The 17,982-nt window shown below is 36.3% G+C and carries 16 protein-coding genes and 4 tRNA genes; 1 reads left to right on the forward strand and 19 read right to left on the reverse strand.

Annotated features, from left to right (window positions below; all coding sequences use genetic code 11):
* The first annotated feature begins 35 nt into the window (after positions 1-35).
* Entirely contained in the window at positions 36-1,853 is a 1,818-nt protein-coding gene (gene pepF / locus CO726_RS17040; protein WP_099685039.1) for an oligoendopeptidase F, read from the forward strand.
* Between the two features lie 37 nt (positions 1,854-1,890).
* On the opposite strand, the gene CO726_RS17045 is transcribed toward pepF, so the two are convergent.
* The 19 genes from CO726_RS17045 to rpsR all read right to left on the reverse strand — a co-directional run bounded on the left by CO726_RS17045 (position 1,891) and on the right by rpsR (position 17,944).
* Positions 1,891-2,769 carry a radical SAM/SPASM domain-containing protein gene (locus tag CO726_RS17045; RefSeq protein WP_098759000.1) on the reverse strand — a complete coding sequence of 293 codons (879 nt, stop codon included), beginning with the start codon at positions 2,767-2,769 and terminating at the stop codon, positions 1,891-1,893.
* A 258-nt stretch (positions 2,770-3,027) separates the two neighbouring features.
* Positions 3,028-3,507 carry a 23S rRNA (pseudouridine(1915)-N(3))-methyltransferase RlmH gene (gene rlmH, locus CO726_RS17050; RefSeq protein WP_001027003.1) on the reverse strand — a complete coding sequence of 160 codons (480 nt, stop codon included), beginning with the start codon at positions 3,505-3,507 and terminating at the stop codon, positions 3,028-3,030.
* A 59-nt stretch (positions 3,508-3,566) separates the two neighbouring features.
* Positions 3,567-3,752 carry a CxxH/CxxC protein gene (locus CO726_RS17055; protein WP_098760987.1) on the reverse strand — a complete coding sequence of 62 codons (186 nt, stop codon included), beginning with the start codon at positions 3,750-3,752 and terminating at the stop codon, positions 3,567-3,569.
* Between the two features lie 53 nt (positions 3,753-3,805).
* A complete protein-coding gene (locus tag CO726_RS17060) occupies positions 3,806-4,981 on the reverse strand; it encodes a S1C family serine protease (protein WP_099685040.1) in 1,176 nt (391 codons plus the stop codon).
* A 63-nt stretch (positions 4,982-5,044) separates the two neighbouring features.
* Positions 5,045-5,839: an MBL fold metallo-hydrolase gene (locus CO726_RS17065; RefSeq protein ID WP_098760985.1), complete on the reverse strand. Its 795-nt coding sequence runs from the start codon at positions 5,837-5,839 to the stop codon at positions 5,045-5,047.
* Complete coding sequence (locus CO726_RS17070; protein WP_098760984.1) at positions 5,823-6,665, reverse strand: two-component system regulatory protein YycI; 843 nt, start codon at positions 6,663-6,665, stop codon at positions 5,823-5,825. The genes CO726_RS17065 and CO726_RS17070 overlap by 17 nt, the downstream gene beginning before the upstream one ends.
* Positions 6,646-7,959 (reverse strand): YycH family regulatory protein, encoded by a 1,314-nt coding sequence (locus tag CO726_RS17075; protein ID WP_098760983.1) that lies wholly within the window; start codon positions 7,957-7,959, stop codon positions 6,646-6,648. The genes CO726_RS17070 and CO726_RS17075 overlap by 20 nt, the downstream gene beginning before the upstream one ends.
* Positions 7,956-9,797, reverse strand: coding sequence for a cell wall metabolism sensor histidine kinase WalK (gene walK / locus CO726_RS17080; RefSeq protein ID WP_098760982.1), 1,842 nt, complete (start codon positions 9,795-9,797; stop codon positions 7,956-7,958). Before walK ends, CO726_RS17075 begins: the two co-directional genes overlap by 4 nt.
* Positions 9,798-9,800: 3 nt before the next feature.
* A complete protein-coding gene (gene walR / locus CO726_RS17085; RefSeq protein WP_098760981.1) occupies positions 9,801-10,508 on the reverse strand; it encodes a cell wall metabolism DNA-binding response regulator WalR in 708 nt (235 codons plus the stop codon).
* Positions 10,509-10,790: 282 nt separating this feature from the next.
* Positions 10,791-10,863: transfer RNA gene (locus CO726_RS17090), tRNA-Phe, on the reverse strand.
* Between the two features lie 41 nt (positions 10,864-10,904).
* A tRNA-Asp gene (locus CO726_RS17095) sits at positions 10,905-10,980 on the reverse strand.
* A 22-nt stretch (positions 10,981-11,002) separates the two neighbouring features.
* Positions 11,003-11,074, reverse strand: a tRNA-Glu gene (locus CO726_RS17100).
* A 13-nt stretch (positions 11,075-11,087) separates the two neighbouring features.
* Positions 11,088-11,163 (reverse strand) — tRNA-Lys (locus tag CO726_RS17105).
* A gap of 141 nt (positions 11,164-11,304) precedes the next feature.
* Positions 11,305-12,594 carry an adenylosuccinate synthase gene (locus CO726_RS17110; RefSeq protein ID WP_098759615.1) on the reverse strand — a complete coding sequence of 430 codons (1,290 nt, stop codon included), beginning with the start codon at positions 12,592-12,594 and terminating at the stop codon, positions 11,305-11,307.
* 215 nt (positions 12,595-12,809) lie between these two features.
* Positions 12,810-14,171, reverse strand: coding sequence for a replicative DNA helicase (gene dnaB / locus CO726_RS17115; RefSeq protein ID WP_001286244.1), 1,362 nt, complete (start codon positions 14,169-14,171; stop codon positions 12,810-12,812).
* 27 nt (positions 14,172-14,198) lie between these two features.
* On the reverse strand, positions 14,199-14,645 hold the full coding sequence (gene rplI, locus CO726_RS17120; protein ID WP_000864235.1) for a 50S ribosomal protein L9: 447 nt from the start codon (positions 14,643-14,645) through the stop codon (positions 14,199-14,201).
* A complete protein-coding gene (locus CO726_RS17125; protein WP_099685041.1) occupies positions 14,642-16,615 on the reverse strand; it encodes a DHH family phosphoesterase in 1,974 nt (657 codons plus the stop codon). The genes rplI and CO726_RS17125 overlap by 4 nt, the downstream gene beginning before the upstream one ends.
* A gap of 78 nt (positions 16,616-16,693) precedes the next feature.
* Positions 16,694-17,629, reverse strand: a complete 936-nt coding sequence (locus CO726_RS17130) for a YybS family protein (protein ID WP_099685042.1) — start codon at positions 17,627-17,629, stop codon at positions 16,694-16,696.
* A gap of 81 nt (positions 17,630-17,710) precedes the next feature.
* Positions 17,711-17,944, reverse strand: coding sequence for a 30S ribosomal protein S18 (gene rpsR / locus CO726_RS17135; protein WP_000918873.1), 234 nt, complete (start codon positions 17,942-17,944; stop codon positions 17,711-17,713).
* Positions 17,945-17,982: the final 38 nt, after the last annotated feature.

The raw sequence follows: 17,982 nt of genomic DNA on the forward strand, positions 1-17,982 counted from the left end.
GTTTTTATATACTTATAATAAGGGGGATATAATAAATGAAAGATGTAATTGAGAAACGCCATATTCGCGCAGAAGTTCCTACTGAACTAACATGGGACCTCTCTGATTTATACGAATCTGATAAAGAGTGGGAAACTGCATTACGTGTATTAACAGATGATATAAAAAAACTTGATGCGTTTAAAGGACAATTACATACTAGCCCTACTACCTTATTACATTGCCTACTTTTAGAAGAAGAGCTTTTAATGAAGTTAACAAAACTATACTCCTATGCAAATTTAAAAGAATCTACTGATCGTACAAATCCAGTTATTCAAGCGAACTCTTCCAAAATTGCTGCTTTATGGACGAAAGTACATACGGCACTATCCTTTATTCATAATGAAATCCTCTCATTCGATGAAGGTACAATTGAAAAATATTTAACTGAAGAAACACAGCTTGAACCTTTCCGTAAATCATTACTAGACATACTACAAAAAAGGTCGCACACGCTCTCTCCTGAAACAGAAGAAGCTCTTGCTGCGCTTGGCGAAGTACATAGTTCTCCATACAAAATTTACGGTATGACTAAATTAGCCGATATGGATTTTACCTCCATACAGGACGAACAAGGAAACGAACTCCCTGTCTCATTTGCATTATTTGAGAGCAAATATGAGTTTTCTCCAAGCGTAGACATACGTAGAAAAGCATACTCATCATTTGTTTCCACCTTGAAACGATATAAAAATACAGTGGCAACAACATATGCTACTGAAGTAAAAAAACAAGTAACACTTTCTCGTTTACGCAAGTTTGAATCTGTTACGCATATGCTTTTAGAACCACAAAAAGTCCCACTTGAAATGTATAACAATCAACTTGATATTATTTATAACGAATTAGCGCCTCATATGCGCCGTTTTGCAGATTTAAAAAAGAAAGTATTAGGAATCGATCAAATGCTGTTTTGCGACTTACATGCACCTTTAGATCCCGAATTTAATCCAACGATTACTTACGAAGAAGCCGGAAAACTCATTCAAGACTCTTTACAAGTACTCGGGGATGAATATAGTTCCATTATCGAAAAAGGATTCAAAGAAAGATGGGTCGATCTTGCAGATAACGTTGGCAAATCAACTGGAGCATTTTGTTCAAGCCCCTATGGTTCTCATCCATACATTTTAATTACATGGCAAAATACGATGCGTGGATGCTTTACATTAGCCCATGAATTTGGGCATGCTGGTCATTTTTATTTAGCAAATAAAAACCAGCGTATTATGAATGTACGTCCATCTATGTACTTTGTTGAAGCACCATCTACAATGAACGAATTACTATTAGCCCAGCATTTATTAGCGACTACTGATGATAAGAGAATGCGCAGATGGGTGATTCTACAACTACTTGGAACATATTACCACAACTTCGTTACTCATCTACTTGAGGGTGAATATCAAAGAAGAGTATATGCCCTAGCAGAAGAAGGAGAAGCACTTACAGCTACAACTTTAACTGAAATAAAAACAAATGTACTTTCTACATTCTGGGGAGATTCCGTAGAAATTGACGAAGGCGCTGGCTTAACCTGGATGCGTCAACCTCATTATTATATGGGCTTATATTCTTACACCTATTCCGCAGGCCTCACTGCATCTACTGCGGTAGCCCACATGATTAAAGAGGAAGGACAACCTGCCGTTGATCGCTGGTTAGATGTACTTCGCGCTGGTGGTACGATGAAACCACTTGAATTAATGAAACACGCCGGAGTAGATATGTCCAAACCAGATGCAATCCGTAAAGCTGTTTCTTACGTCGGTGCCTTAATTGATGAATTAGAGCGCTCTTATCAAGAATAAAAAATAAGCCCTCGCTTTATGAGGGCTTATTTCATATTTACTTTCCAAATCTTTTACGGTATCCACATTTCCTGCATAGCTCTTCGACTGCAACTCTTTTCGAAAACCCATCGACAATGTTTGTTGCTCTTTCACCTTCTATAATGTTAGAAAATGAATCATTATTAATATTCCCAAGGTTAATAATTCCCTCACCATCTAAACAGCAAGGTATAACCGTTCCATTCGCTAAAATTCCAGCTTGATTTCGAAGACCGTGACAGAATCCTCTTCCATCATCCTCTTCTTCATGTAATGCTGGCCACTGGAATTCATAGTCTTGATTAATAAAGACACGTTCCGCAATTTTTATACCTTTTCCTGGTGTAAGCTTCTCTTCAATTTGATAAGATAAATCAAACTCATTTTCAATAATGGATAATAATTCTCTATTTTTCTGGATTTCAGCATTTGTTTTATTATCCTGCGTTAAATTCCATAACCTTAGTGAAACAATTAAATCCGATTGACTTGTCGCTTCTCTAATGAAGGAAAGTATACTTCTTACATAGCCCTCTTTATCTTGCGAACCTGGGTGTCCATCAAAACTATGCAGTGAAAAATTCATTTGTCTTAGAGCGGGCTTATTTAACAGTCTATGCCTTCTCTTATTAATTAACGTTCCGTTCGTTGTAATATTAACTTTAAAACCTTTTTCATGGCTTAAATCTAACAGTTGATCTATTTTCGGATGAAGCAACGGCTCACCCTTCACGTGCAAATAAATGTAGTCTGTGTGAGGTTTAATTTGGTCTAATCTTTTAGCAAAATCCTCCACAGAAATGAATTGCTTCTGCCTTTCCGTCGGCGGACAAAAGCTGCACGCAAGATTACATACGCTCGTAATCTCCAAGTAAAACTTCTTAAACTTCTTCACCTTTAACTCCTCACTTCTATGACTACTTATACTTTTTTCCTCTTCATATTACATCACACTTTTTTAGAAATAGAAACATACTTATTTTAGGAAATAAGCGTTTACTGCATAAAATACTTCTTCAATCTTTGTAGTTCATCCACTAAAAAATTTTCTATATGTAAACTTAGTAGTTGTTTTGGCTTCATACAGTTCTCCTATTACATATGATGAAATATAGAAAACGGCCACATCTGTAGCCGTTTGAATGTACTATTACTATTTATGATACGGTTCACCACGATTAATACGAAATGCTCTATACACTTGCTCAAGCAATACTAATCGCATTAATTGATGTGGTAATGTCATCTTCGAAAAAGAAAGCGATTCGTTTGAACGCTTCATTACTTCTGAACTTAGTCCAAGTGATCCACCAATTACAAAGGCAACTTTACTCTTTCCATATGTAGCAAGACGATCTAGACTTACTGCAAATTCTTCTGATGATTTTTGCTTACCTTCTATTGCTAATGCAATCACGTGCGTATCATCAGAAATTTTATCTAGTATACGTATACCTTCTTTTTCTTTTACAATTAACATTTCTGCTTCACTTAAATTTTCTGGTGCTTTTTCATCTGGCAATTCAATTACTTCTACTTTTGCGTATGCAGATAATCGTTTTAAGTATTCTGCTATACCTTGTTTTAAATATTTTTCTTTTAATTTCCCAATTGAAATAATCGAGATATTCACACGTATTCCCCACCTTACAAACATGTTATCCACATAACTTATCCACATATCCACAAATGTTACCCACATATTGTGTGAGAATCTGTGTTCGATACAACATATGTCGCCTTATTTTGACAAAATTCACATGTTTTTTTATCTTTTTCTGAGTTATCCACATTGTTGATAACCGGCGCAACTTCACACTCATCCACAATAATATCTAAAGCTAATTCAACATGTTCTAAACAACAAGGTAAATTCATATTCTTCACCTCACTTTTCTACAATAGAAAACAGGAGGTAGGCCCTCCTGTTTTTAATACTTTTGAATGCCTAGTTTAACCGTTGTTGTTGCTCTTTTTGTACCACGATAAAACGTAAGAGTCATTTTATCATTAATTTTTTTATCATATAAGGCCGTACGGAATCCGATAATATCGCGAACCGGTTTTCCGTCTACTGCTACAATCACATCGTGTTCTCGTAAATCAGCATCTGCACCTGGCGAAGGACTTTTCACATCTAAAATGCAAACTCCCTCTGTTACATTGCCCGGTAAATGCAATGTTTTTGACCAATAATAATTTGGAATCTCATTTAACGATCTAAGTTCAATTCCAATATAAGGTCTTCTTACTTTTCCGTATTTCTCTAATTCATTCATAATTGGAACAGCTCTAGTAACTGGAATAGCTAGTCCAATTCCTTCTACTTCTTTTGCAGCAATTTTCATTGAGTTAATACCAATTAATTGACCTGCTGCATTTACAAGCGCACCACCACTATTACCTGGATTAATTGCTGCGTCTGTTTGCAATACTTCTACTTGCCAATCATAATGTCCATCTTGATCTAAATCTACAGGGACAATACGTTCATTAGCCGAGATAATACCTTGTGTGACAGTTCCAGAGAATTGCAGCCCGAGTGGGTTGCCAATCGCAATAACTGGTTCTCCTCTACGAACTGTATTAGAATCGCCAATTTCAATTATTTTTTTCACATGCTTGGCGTCTATTTCTAGTACCGCCAAATCTGTGACTACATCGGTTCCTAATACTTTTCCTGGAACCTTCTTACCATCACTTAAACTTACTTCAGTGCGATTTGCTCCAGCAACAACATGATTATTCGTTACAATATAAGCTTGGCCATCTGTCTTCTTATAAATTACACCTGATCCTGTACCAGCTTCTGAATCTGCCTCTGAAAAATTATCTCGTTGAATATTAATAACGCCAACAACAGCTTCAGACGCACGATCAACAGCATCCACAAAGCTAATCTGTTTAATTCCTTGAGCTTCGGCCACATTACTTCCACTTGCTTCAGCTTGCGGAAGCGCGCGCCCATCATTTGAAAATAAAGGAGCTCCAAATGCAAATAACGAAGCTCCTACAATTGTTCCTGCTATACTAGAAATAACAATACCTTTATGCTTCTTTTTCCTTGCACGTTTCATACGATAACTTTCTTCATCAATAAAGGACATATTTGTTCACCCATCTTCCTGAAAACAACTATATTCACCTTTATTGTTTACTAAAATGAAGAATTATACGTATTGAATTTTTGTAGGCATTTTTGGATCTGTATCGTGAATTTCAAAGGCTTCTCCCACTCCAAATCCTTTTTCCTCTAATACTTGTGATACTGACATACGAGCTAGTTCTTTCATGTTATTATCTAAACTTAAATGGGCTAAATAAATATGTTTAGTCTCATCTGTAATTACATCTGCCATTGCTAATGCAGCGTCTTCATTACAAACGTGTCCCACATCACTTAAAATACGTCGCTTAATACTCCATGGATAACGTCCCATACGAAGCATCTCCACGTCATGATTACTTTCAAACACGAAAGCATTAGCCCCCTTAATAACACCTTTCATACGGTCACTTACGTATCCCGTATCTGTAATAAGGGCTAACTTTCTATTATTGTTATGAAAAGCATAGAACATCGGCTCTGCCGCATCATGAGAAACTCCAAATGACTCGACCTCAATATCACCAAATGTTTTCACATCCCCAACTGAAAAAATGAACTTTTGCTCAGTTGGGATATTTCCTATTAAGTGTTCCATTGCATTCCATGTTTTCTCATTTGCATAAACAGGTAAATCATATTTACGTGCCAATACACCTAATCCTTTAATATGGTCACTATGTTCATGTGTGACAAGAATACCTGACACATCATTTATATTTAGTTCTGCCTGTTTAAATAAAGCCTCTGTTGCTTTACCACTTAAACCCGCATCGACGAGTAATTTTTTTTCATTTGTTCCTACATATAGCATATTCCCTGTACTTCCACTTGCAAGTACGCTAAAATGCAAACCCATTCTTTCTCACTCCAGTATGTTCATCAACCACTTGATTTTCCCTTTCCCCTAATTCCATAACTTGTCCTTCAATTGCATTTACAAAGAAATCCTGCTTCTGCTCCGTTTTTAAATTCCATGTTGGAGCGAGTACTTGGTTATTAGAAGTAGATGCGGTAAGGGTCGCATAACCAATTTGTGCTTCTTTTACATGTGTATTCCCATGAACTTTATTTTTTAAATACAGGTTTTCTAAAGCCGTTTGGGCGGTAATAATTTCTTGTTGTTTCGTTTTTTCACTTTCGCCCATTTCTTTTAAATCAGTTAGCATCGTCTGCGTGTACGACACCAGTTCATTTTTTTCATTTAATTCCACAACAATCATTGCTTGATCGTTATAGAAAATAGGCTTATCTTTATATTTTTGGAAGAAATAAATTTTAGAGTCTTTCATCGCGCCAAACTCATACTTTTGTCCATCCAATACATAGTTCTTCAAAAAATCATTATACTTATCTTTAGATAATGATTTTGTATTTAAAAAGGGCTCTTTTAGCTTACTTTCTATCTTGTACATATTTTGTATACGCGCTGTTTGATTTTTTAAAGACTGTACATCTTCTTCTTTAAACGCCTTGTTTTCCGCCCTAATAAATGACTCTTTTTTCGGCTCTTTAGGGAAATTATCCATAGTAATTTTGTTTGCTTTTAATTCCTGATCTATCTTTGTTTCTGCAATAAGCTCCAATTGATTACTATCTTGCTTTTGAATGAATTGAAAAATGAGAAAGAGGTCCAAAACAAAAAAGGTCACAATAAATATAGTTTTAATCCGATCCCAATCCATTTAGTCCTCCCTCACTCCACTCATATATTTTTTGTTTGCCAGCTTCATCTTCAAACTTTACATACCAAATTGGCTGTAGTCGAGCTACTTGCCCATCTAGTAATAATTTGTATCCAATACCAATGTCTTTAATGAATCGTTTATCTACAGCTTCATTATTTTCCAAGGATGCTATCACAACGTGACCTGATGGAAGAGTAACCTTCTGTTCTATACCTTTCATGTTTAAAGACAATAATGGTCTTTCATATTCCATTACTTCCTCTGATCCCCATATTTGTCTCAATTCAGCTAATCCATCTGTATTGAATACGGAATATCCATCTTCATGTAAACGGAATACTGTCTGTCCTTTATTCATATAGTCCAAACGATATGAATCCAAACTCCCACTATGACCATTTACAAAATCAAAGCTTTTTTGTAAAAGCATTAAATTATCAGTTGTTTTCTCACTTGAAACAGAAGAGTTTTTATATTTTAGCATATGCTGATCGTTTTCAATCTCCATGGACCTAATACCATCTGTAAATATTTCTTTTGATTTTTCGGTAATAGGGCTTAAATAACGTGGGTCACTAAAAAGAGCATTCTTAAATGTATCAACCGCTAAATTAGATGAAATATATGTTATATTACTTAATTCTGTCGTTCCATCTGGTAAAAATATCTTTTTCATATCATTAATTTGATAGTCAAAATAAGGTTTCGCCGATACTATAAATTGATTTTGTGCATTTACAATGTCTTTTAAATATACACCACTTAATTTAGCTTCATATATTCTAGAGTTATCACCATCAGAAACAAAATTAATTTTAATTTCTTGCTCCCTACTTCTAGAAGGGTCAAGAATAATTCGATTAAAATGTTTAGGCTTATCTATACTTTTTTCTTTCATGCTAAACATAGATTTAACTGCATCAAATGGGATGTTGGTAGGGAAAATAAGCTCAATTTTCCCTTCACCATGCACATAAGAAAGGAAATCAGCTTTAGCAATCGATATCTCTTTGAAAGCATGTAATTCCCCTGCTTCCAAAGGTTTATAGATTGATTCTATATCTCCCTCTCTTTTGCTCCCGTAATGATTTTTATCTTTATGCACGATGATAGAAGTAGGGCGGACAACATCAGCGATTTTAGTTTGAGTAGTTCCTTCATTCCCCTGCACAAACTTTGCGTTTTGCATAGACGTGGAATCTGGCACGTACGTCCATAAGTTAAAAGTAAGAAATAGACTAATTACAACCAAATTAATTAAAACTATCGTTTTAACATTTTCCATACTCATTCCCAATCGTCCTCTTCATCCGCTGCCATTGGCAATGTGAAATAAATAGTTGTCCCTTTTCCTTCCTCACTCTTCGCCCAAATCGAGCCACCATGTGCCTCAATCATTTCTTTCGCAATTGCTAATCCAAGTCCTGTACCACCCATTTGTCTTGAACGTGCTTTATCTACGCGATAAAAACGTTCAAAGATTTTATCGACGTTTTCTTTCGGAATACCCATCCCTTGGTCACTTACACTAATCTCTAATAATTCCCCGCGATCACGTAAGCGATATGTTACTGTTCCACCCTCTGGTGAATACTTTAATGCATTCGAAATAATGTTATACAATACTTGTGTAATTTTATCCGTATCCATATCAATAAATCGAGATTTTTTAGAGAAAGATCGTTTGAAACTTACGTTTTGCTCCTTAGACATTTCAAAACGATCAATAATGTTATTAAAGAAGTCAGTAAAGTCGACCCATTCTTTCATTAAACGATGTTCTGTACTATCAAGTTTAGATAGTTGCAATAACGCATTTACAAGTCTAATCATTCTTTCTGTTTCTTCTTGTGTAACTGTTAAAAATTGCGGTGCAATATTCGGGTCTTGCCATGCACCGTCCGTAAGTGCTTCTAAGTAACTGCGCATTGTTGTTAATGGCGTTCTTAATTCATGGGAAACGTTTGCCACAAACTCGCGGCGTTCCCTTTCTATACGCTCCTGCTCAGTTACATCATATAATACGGCAATTAAACCATTTGCCTTCCCTGTCTCTTTTTGAATAACAGAGAAACTAGCGCGTAAAATATATGGCTCATTTCTTGTACTAAAATCTAATAAAACAGAATCAGGCTCTTCGTATAAATGATCGAGCGTAAATTCTTCTTGTATCCCTAATACTTCTAAAACAGATTGATCGAGCGCCGTTTCACGCGAAACATTTAGCATCTTTTCCGCAGGATCATTTAATAAAATAATGTCCCCTTTTCGATCAGTAGCAATTACTCCATCTGTCATATGTGATAAAACGGATGATAATTTACGTCTTTCACTTTCCGTTGAAGAACGAGCTTGTTGTAATTTTTTTGATAAATTATTGAAAGATAATGCTAATTGTCCAATTTCATCATGGCTATGCACTTTTACTTTTCTTGAATAGTTTCCTTTTGCCATTTCAATCGCTTGTCTTCGCATATCTGAGATTGGTCTTGTAATCGTTTGAGCTAACAAAATTCCCAGTACAGCTGTTACGAGCAATGCAATAACGGTTCCAGTCGCAAAGATTTGATTAATATCCTTCATCTGTTTATAAACATCTTCCATAGATGCAACAATGTAAATAACACCAAGTGCATCTTTGCCGTTATCATCTAGAATAGGAGTAAGCATAACTTGTACACGATGCCCTGTACGACCATCCTTCTCAATTTTCACTTCTGGCTTTTTTTGTACCAACACCCGCTGAACAGCTATATCAGTTGATGTTCTATTTACCTTGTTTTGCTTTGACTCATCTGAAATAGCGAGTAGCTTTCTATTCGAATCAAATACACTTACCTCTTGGATATCTTTCTTTCGATCAGAGGCAAATTTTCGAATTGAAGTTTTAATCGTTTCATCTGTTGACTCTGTCTCTGCTTTTGTATAACTTTTTTTAAACTCTTGCTTCAAGTTATACGATAATAAGTTCGTTTGCTGCGTTAAAGAATCTCTAAAGCCTTGTACAAGGCTCTTTTCTAACTCTCTTACGAAATATACCCCAATAACCTGCATAGCTATTAATATTAATAGCATATATATGAGTACAAACTTTAAATGAATAGATTGAAAAAAACCAACTTTCTTCATATACTATTCCTGCTCTGGGTCACGCAAGTAATACCCTACTCCACGTCTAGTGACAATTAAAGTAGGATGACTTGGATTATCTTCAATTTTTTCACGTAAACGACGCACCGTTACATCCACTGTACGTACATCTCCAAAATAGTCATAACCCCAAACTGTTTGCAATAAATGTTCGCGTGTCATAACTTGTCCTAAATGTTTTGCTAAATAATGTAGCAACTCAAATTCACGATGTGTAAGTTCAATATTTTCCTCACGTTTCGTTACACTATACGCATTTGAATTGATAACAATTGGTCCAATAACCATTTCCGTATTTTCTTCTTTTTCTGCAGCACCACCTTGTTGATGGCGACGTAAATTCGCCTTCACGCGAGCAAGTAATTCTCTCGTACTAAATGGCTTCGTTACATAATCATCTGCCCCAAGCTCAAGCCCTAATACTTTATCGATTTCAGAGTCCTTCGCTGTAAGCATAATAATCGGCATTTCTGAGTTTTTACGTATTTCACGGCAAACCTCTAAGCCATCCTTACCCGGTAGCATAATATCCAATAAAACCATATCTGGCTGTTCTTCATTCGCCTTTTCAATCGCTTCATCACCATCATGCGCCATTACAATTTCAAAACCTTCTTTTTCTAGGTTGAACTTCAAAATATCCGCAATCGGCTTTTCATCATCAACTACTAAAATTTTCTTTCCCATCATCGTCTATTTCCTCCTTATAAAAATATGGTCAATAATCCTTAAACACATTGATGTTTACATAGTATATCCATATATGACCACATCTTTTGTTTAAGTATTTTCTCCTCTATTCTCACAGACTCATGTATGATCCACTTTTACACGGAATCCTATACGATCTATAGAAAAACCTCTAGCTTCAACTGCTAGAGGCTCCTCATTCTATTTTAAAATAACTACTCAATTTTGTAAAATTACACAAATAAAAAGGATATTAAGTGGGCCCACTTAATATCCTGAGAGTGGCTCGGGACGGAATCGAACCGCCGACACGAGGATTTTCAGTCCTCTGCTCTACCGACTGAGCTACCGAGCCAAAACTATATATAAAACCACTAATGGTGGTATAAACAAAAGTGGCGGTCCCGACCGGGGTCGAACCGGCGATCTCCTGCGTGACAGGCAGGCATGTTAACCACTACACCACGGGACCAAAAATGAACATAAAAAAAACATGACCCGTACGGGATTCGAACCCGTGTTACCGCCGTGAAAGGGCGGTGTCTTAACCACTTGACCAACGGGCCACGAAAAATAAAATGGTGAGCCATGAAGGACTCGAACCTTCGACCCTCTGATTAAAAGTCAGATGCTCTACCAACTGAGCTAATGGCTCATGTTCACCAACGTCATATTTTCGTGACGACAAGATGTATCATAACATATTTTATTTATTTTTTGCAATACCTTTTTTGTTTTTTTATAAAAGAATAAGAAAAAACTCATGCGAACATGAGTTTTTTCTTAAAAATATCAATTAAGCTTCGTATACGTTACGAACGATATTTGTTTGGTTACGATCTGGTCCAACTGAGAACATAGATAATTGAATTCCTGTTAACTCAGAAACACGTTCTACGTATTTTCGTGCGTTTTCAGGAAGCTCATCTAATGATTTTACGCCAGTAATATCTTCTGTCCAGCCTGGAAGCTCTTCGTATACAGGCTCACATTTCGCTAAAATGTTTAAGTTTGCTGGAACTTCATCGATAACATCGCCATTGTATTTGTAAGCAACACAAATTTTAAGAGTTGGAATACCTGTTAGAACGTCGATAGAATTTAATGATAGATCCGTTAAACCACTAACACGACGTGCATGTCTTACAACAACGCTATCGAACCAACCTACGCGGCGTGGACGACCAGTTGTCGTTCCATACTCACGACCAACTTCACGAATTTGGTGACCAATTTCATCATGAAGCTCAGTAGGGAATGGACCATCACCAACGCGGCTTGTATATGCTTTACATACACCCACAACGCGAGTAACTTTCGCAGGACCAACTCCAGTTCCAACCGTTACACCACCAGCAATCGGGTTAGAAGATGTAACGAACGGGTACGTACCGTGGTCAATATCAAGCATAACACCTTGTGCACCTTCAAATAATACACGGTGATTGTTATCTAGTGCATTATTTAATACAACAGACGTATCACATACATATTGTGCGATTTGTTGTCCGTACTCGAAGTACTCTTCGAAGATTTCTTCTACACTGAAACCTTCTGTATCGTACATTTTTTCAAACAAACGATTTTTTTGTGCTAAATTGCGCTCAAGCTTCTCTTTAAATGCTTCACGGTCTAAAAGATCAGCCATACGAATACCAATACGAGCAGCTTTATCCATATATGCAGGACCGATACCCTTTTTCGTTGTACCGATTTTGTTATCACCTTTACTTGCTTCTTCTAACTCATCTTGTTTTAAGTGATAAGGTAAAATAACGTGCGCACGGTTACTTACGCGTAAATTATCAGTACTTACACCACGATCGTGTAAGTATTTTAACTCTTCAAGTAATGCTTTCGGATCTACTACTAAGCCGTTTCCGATTACACAAATTTTCTCTTTATAAAAAATACCCGATGGAATTAAGTGTAATTTATATTTAACTCCGCCGAAAACAATTGTGTGTCCCGCGTTATTTCCACCTTGATATCTTGCAACTACTTCCGCATGCTCAGAAAGAAAATCAGTGATTTTACCTTTTCCTTCATCGCCCCATTGTGTTCCTACAACTACTACTGAAGACATTATTAAAGCACCTCCGCAATTTTCAAACGATCTATTCAAACAATATAATTGTACCAAAACGGAAAAAGAAGTCAACCAAAAAGCGAACATTTTTTTATTAAAAAACATTTTTGTTCGTAAGAATTATATTTTTACATTGTGAAAGCCTTATCTTTCCTATAAAAAAAAAGAAACACATCTTATTATAAGAAATGTGTTTCTTTTTTATACTATCTTTATGCAGGCGGCGCATGCCCATCCTCGAAGCGACGTTCTAAGTTAACGAACTTATTGAACTCTTTAACGAATGCAAGCTCTACTGAGCCTACAGGACCGTTACGCTGCTTTGCAATAATAATTTCAATCGTATTTTTATTTTCCGTTTCTCGGTCATAGTAATCTTCACGATATAAGAAGGCTACAATATCAGCATCCTGCTCGATACTCCCCGATTCACGAATATCAGACATCATCGGACGTTTATCTTGACGAGATTCTACACCACGAGATAACTGTGACAAGGCAATAACAGGTACTTGCAATTCACGTGCAATTCCTTTTAGTGTACGAGAAATCTCAGATACTTCCTGCTGACGGTTCTCTCCTGATTTCCCGCTTCCTTGAATAAGTTGTAAGTAGTCAATCAAGATCATACCAAGACCCTGTTCTTGTTTTAATCTACGACATTTTGCCCGAATCTCATTTACTTTAATCCCTGGCGTATCATCAATATAGATACCGGCATTAGAAAGACTACCCATTGCCATCGTTAATTTCGCCCAATCATCAGAAGTTAATGACCCGGTACGAAGCCTTTGTGCGTCAATATTCCCTTCTGCACAAAGCATACGCATAACAAGCTGATCAGCACCCATCTCTAGACTAAAAATCGCTACATTTTCATCCGTTTTCGTCGCTACATTTTGTGCAATATTTAATGAAAATGCCGTTTTTCCTACCGATGGACGTGCCGCCACGATGATTAAATCATTACGCTGGAACCCTGCCGTCATCTTATCTAATTCAGTAAATCCAGTTGGTATCCCGGTAACTTCACCTTTTTGATTATGCAAAAGCTCGATTTTATCGTAAGCATCTACAAGAACGTCTTTAATATTTTGGAATGCTTTCGCATTCGTTTGATGAGATACTTCTAATATTTTTTTCTCAGCCTCATTTAAAAGGCCATCTACATCATCTTCTCTCTCATATCCATCAGACACGATATGAGTCGCCGTTCGAATCAAACGACGTAACAGTGCTTTTTCAGCGATGATTCGTGCATAATACTCTACGTTAGCAGCAGTCGGAACGACTTCTGCTAATTCTGCTAAGTAAGAAACCCCACCAACTTCTTCTAGTAATCCTTGATCAGCCATCGCTGACGTCATCATTACTAAGTCGATCGGCTCTCCCTTGTCAGACAACCCAAGCATGACTTCAAAAATCTTTTGATGTTTCGTTCGATAAAATGAGTCAGGTACCAATAGTTCCGATGCTGATGTTAACGCATCCTGATCAATTAATATAGCACCTAAGACTGCCTGCTCAGCTTCTATATTATGCGGAGGGGTACGATCAGCCATTACATCACTCATACGCAATCCTCCTTGCTTAACTTATTTTTATTGTTCACTAACATGAACTTTTACTGTTGCTGTTACTTGCGGATGCAATTTCACAGTAACGTTTGTATAGCCTAATGCACGAATTGCATCATCCATTTCAAATTTACGCTTATCAAGTTTAATCTTGTGTGATTTTTGCATTGCATCTACGATTTGTTTACTTGTGATTGAACCGAATAGACGGCCACCCTCGCCAGATTTGGCCTTTAATTCTACAGTTAGTTTCTCTAACGTTTCTTTTAATTGCTTTGCACTTTCAAGCTCTGCTGCTGCATCTTTTTCTTCTTTGCGTTTTTGAGCTTCTAAAGTTTTCATACTACTATTTGTCGCTTCAGCAGCTAATCCTTGTTTTAGTAAGAAGTTATTTGCATAACCATCTGGTACGTTTTTTACTTCCCCTTTTTTCCCTTTACCTTTTACGTCTTTTAGAAAAATTACTTTCATGATTGTGTGCCTCCCTGTAAATAGTCATCAATAACAAATCGAAGCTTCTCCTCAGCTTCATCTACTGTAACATTTTTCATTTGTGTGGCTGCATTCGTTAAATGCCCGCCACCTCCTAAATTTTCCATAATTAGCTGCACATTCACTTCACCTAAAGACCTGCCGCTAATTCCAATGAAATTCTCGCCACGTTTCGCAATAACGAATGACGCAATAATTCCTGTCATTGTTAATAATGTGTCCGCTGATTGTGCAATAAGCACTTGATCATAATAATCATCACTATCAACTTTTGCAATCGCAATTCCATTTGTATAAATGTACGCATTTTTAATAGCTTTTGCAACCCGTAAATACTGATCCATATCTTCTTTTAGAAGCTCTTGTACAAGTACAGTATCTGCACCATGTGAGCGTAAATAAGAAGCCGCATCAAACGTACGAGCACCTGTCCGGAATGTAAAGCTCTTCGTATCCACAATAATACCTGCTAACAATGCTGTTGCTTCTAACATTGTCATTTTTAAACTTTTCGGTTGGTATTCAAGTAATTCTGTAACAAGTTCTGCTGTGGAAGAAGCGTATGGCTCCATGTAAACAAGCAATGGATCTTCAATAAAATCTTCTCCTCTGCGATGATGGTCAATAACAACTACATTTTCAATTTTGTGTAACAGCTTTTCTTCCATCACCATTGAAGGTTTATGCGTATCAACAACAACAAGTAAAGAATCATCATTTGCAAATTCCATCGCTTGTTCTGGTGTAATAAAGTGAGACCATAACTCTTCGTTTTGTTTCACTTTATCCATCAAACGCTTAATTCCCTTATCAGAATCATTTTCATCTAGCACAATATATCCTTTGCGCTCATTTAATTGAGCTACCTTTAAAATACCAATCGCAGCACCAATCGCGTCCATATCAGGAGCCCTATGCCCCATTATAATGACATTACTACTTTCTAATACTAAATCCTTTAATGCATGCGAAATAACTCTGGCACGTACACGAGTACGTTTTTCAACTGGATTTGTCTTACCGCCATAAAATTTAACTTTACCTGTTGCTTGTTTAATAGCTACTTGATCTCCACCACGGCCAAGCGCAAGGTCTAAACCGGATTGAGCCATTGCCCCAAGCTCTGATAAAGGTAAATCACCTGATCCAACACCTACACTTAAGGTGAGTGGTATATTCCTTTTGGATGTTTCTTCACGCACCTGATCTAAAATGCTAAATTTCCCTTTCTCCATCTGCGCTAAAATACTTTCATTTAGTACGACGAAGAATCTTTCTGAAGATGCACGTTTTAAATATGCCCCATACTTAACGGCCCATTCATTTAGTCGTGATGTTACAAGACTTGTTATATTCGTACGTAATTGATCATCTAACCCTTGTGTAACCTCATCGTAATTATCTAAATAAATTACAGCTAAAACAGTGCGTTGATCCTCGTACATCTTTTCAATCTCTGTTTGTTCCGTTACATCAAAGAAATAAATTAACTTTTCTTCTTTCCTTACAAACACACGAAACTTTCGATTGTTTAAAGAGACTATATCATCGGAAGTCTCTCCTTTAATAAAAAGAAGTAACGTTTCTGATACATCATAAAGGTGCCATCCAGCTAATGCATGCTGCCCTAGACATGAAGATAAATAAGGATTCGCCCAATCAATCCCATAATCCTTATTGTATAACAAAATACCGATTGGCATTTGGTTAAATGCTTCGTTACTCACTTTCTTTACCCTTGTAATCATATCTGTCGTATGTTTTTCGAAATTCTTTTGAAAGGTAAGTTCAAATCGTACAACAACAAAAAGGACGATACAAAAAATAAAAAAGGAGACTATCCCCATCATTAAATGAAAATAACAGAGGATTGAAATGAGCACAAATACAAAAAATGCCAATACATAAACAGGATATAAAAACCACTGTTTCTTATAAAATTCAGGCATGTATACAACTCCTATAAAGTAAAACTAACTCATCTTCCAGTTAGTTAAACAGATTAAAATAGTATAAGGAATATTACTTTATCCTCCTATTTTAGAACGCAATGAAATCCCTAAATCAATTATACCTAAGATTGTCACAAGAGGAAACAGCATCGGAATAAACATGCATACAATAAAACTAATAATGGGAACCCCTTTCGTAAAACCTTTGCTATGCGCTAGAAAAGCGATAAATGTCAGACCTTGCAATACTAGTAGTAAAGCAAATATGACATATAGGTTAGAAAATACCATATGTAAATATGATGTCGGTTCTACTTTTACAAAAGTTGATAGCAAAATAAATATAACGTAATACCAAACAATACTTTTTGGTAATTGTATATCTTTAAATTTAGGCCAAGGTATAACATCGTGTTTTAGCTTTCTCAAAACACTACCTGATATCATAACTGTAATCCAAGAAAAACATACTGATAACATGACAAGTAAACTTGGGAATAACGTTTGTAACACATCATTAAATTGTGAAAATAGCTCTTTTTGCTCTTTACTAATCGGCATACCCGCAGCACTAACTATCTTTTCACTTTGCGTCATACTTTCATTAAACATATTTTGCATTTGCTTCATTAAATCTATGTTAAAAAACTTTATACTCGCAACATAAATGAGCATAATACCAATTAAGTAAGCCAGTGTCCCTGCCATCAAAATTTCTACCGGCTTTTTTCGTTTTTTATACATATATCCTAAAACGATACCTATCAATCCAAACATAGTTGTCTTCACTAGGTTCATCGGCTGACTGACAATAACAGTAATAAAAAGCGCCGCTGTAAAAATTACAAAGGCGTTAGATAATTTATATCTTATCGTTAGCAATATAAATGGCAATGGCAACGCAAACGTTACAACCCTACCTAAAATCGGAACATACATAGATATAAGCAACAACATTGCATATATTGCCAACAACGCTGCACCCTCAGTAATAAATTTCGTCTTTTTCATCCTCTAACCTCTCTTTCAAAAAAAGAAAAGCATAGCAAAATGCACAGTAGAGTCGGACTCTACTGTGCATTTCATACGCTATTATTCACCAACATATGGTAAAAGTGCCATTTGACGAGCACGTTTAATTGCAACTGTAAGTTTGCGTTGGTATTTTGCGCTTGTTCCTGTTACACGACGAGGTAAAATTTTACCACGCTCAGAAACGAAACGTTTTAATAAATCAACATCTTTATAATCGATGCGAGTGATGCCGTTAGCTGTGAAGAAACACACCTTACGACGTTTCGCACGTCCACCTTTGCGTCCTGCCATGTCTATTTCCCTCCATTCTTTGTTAAAACTAACAAATT

This window comes from Bacillus fungorum, from assembly GCF_002746455.1.
Classification (GTDB): domain Bacteria; phylum Bacillota; class Bacilli; order Bacillales; family Bacillaceae_G; genus Bacillus_A; species Bacillus_A fungorum.

What these genes read in the sequence shown, in the direction of transcription:
- pepF (WP_099685039.1), top strand. Translation starts at nt 36, where the DNA reads ATGAAAGATGTAATTGAGAAACGCCATATTCGCGCAGAAGTTCCTACT.
- CO726_RS17055 (WP_098760987.1), bottom strand. Translation starts at nt 3,752, where the DNA reads ATGAATTTACCTTGTTGTTTAGAACATGTTGAATTAGCTTTAGATATT.
- CO726_RS17060 (WP_099685040.1), bottom strand. Translation starts at nt 4,981, where the DNA reads ATGTCCTTTATTGATGAAGAAAGTTATCGTATGAAACGTGCAAGGAAA.
- CO726_RS17065 (WP_098760985.1), bottom strand. Translation starts at nt 5,839, where the DNA reads ATGGGTTTGCATTTTAGCGTACTTGCAAGTGGAAGTACAGGGAATATG.
- CO726_RS17070 (WP_098760984.1), bottom strand. Translation starts at nt 6,665, where the DNA reads ATGGATTGGGATCGGATTAAAACTATATTTATTGTGACCTTTTTTGTT.
- CO726_RS17075 (WP_098760983.1), bottom strand. Translation starts at nt 7,959, where the DNA reads ATGAGTATGGAAAATGTTAAAACGATAGTTTTAATTAATTTGGTTGTA.
- walK (WP_098760982.1), bottom strand. Translation starts at nt 9,797, where the DNA reads ATGAAGAAAGTTGGTTTTTTTCAATCTATTCATTTAAAGTTTGTACTC.
- walR (WP_098760981.1), bottom strand. Translation starts at nt 10,508, where the DNA reads ATGATGGGAAAGAAAATTTTAGTAGTTGATGATGAAAAGCCGATTGCG.
- CO726_RS17110 (WP_098759615.1), bottom strand. Translation starts at nt 12,594, where the DNA reads ATGTCTTCAGTAGTAGTTGTAGGAACACAATGGGGCGATGAAGGAAAA.
- dnaB (WP_001286244.1), bottom strand. Translation starts at nt 14,171, where the DNA reads ATGAGTGATGTAATGGCTGATCGTACCCCTCCGCATAATATAGAAGCT.
- rplI (WP_000864235.1), bottom strand. Translation starts at nt 14,645, where the DNA reads ATGAAAGTAATTTTTCTAAAAGACGTAAAAGGTAAAGGGAAAAAAGGG.
- CO726_RS17125 (WP_099685041.1), bottom strand. Translation starts at nt 16,615, where the DNA reads ATGCCTGAATTTTATAAGAAACAGTGGTTTTTATATCCTGTTTATGTA.
- CO726_RS17130 (WP_099685042.1), bottom strand. Translation starts at nt 17,629, where the DNA reads ATGAAAAAGACGAAATTTATTACTGAGGGTGCAGCGTTGTTGGCAATA.
- rpsR (WP_000918873.1), bottom strand. Translation starts at nt 17,944, where the DNA reads ATGGCAGGACGCAAAGGTGGACGTGCGAAACGTCGTAAGGTGTGTTTC.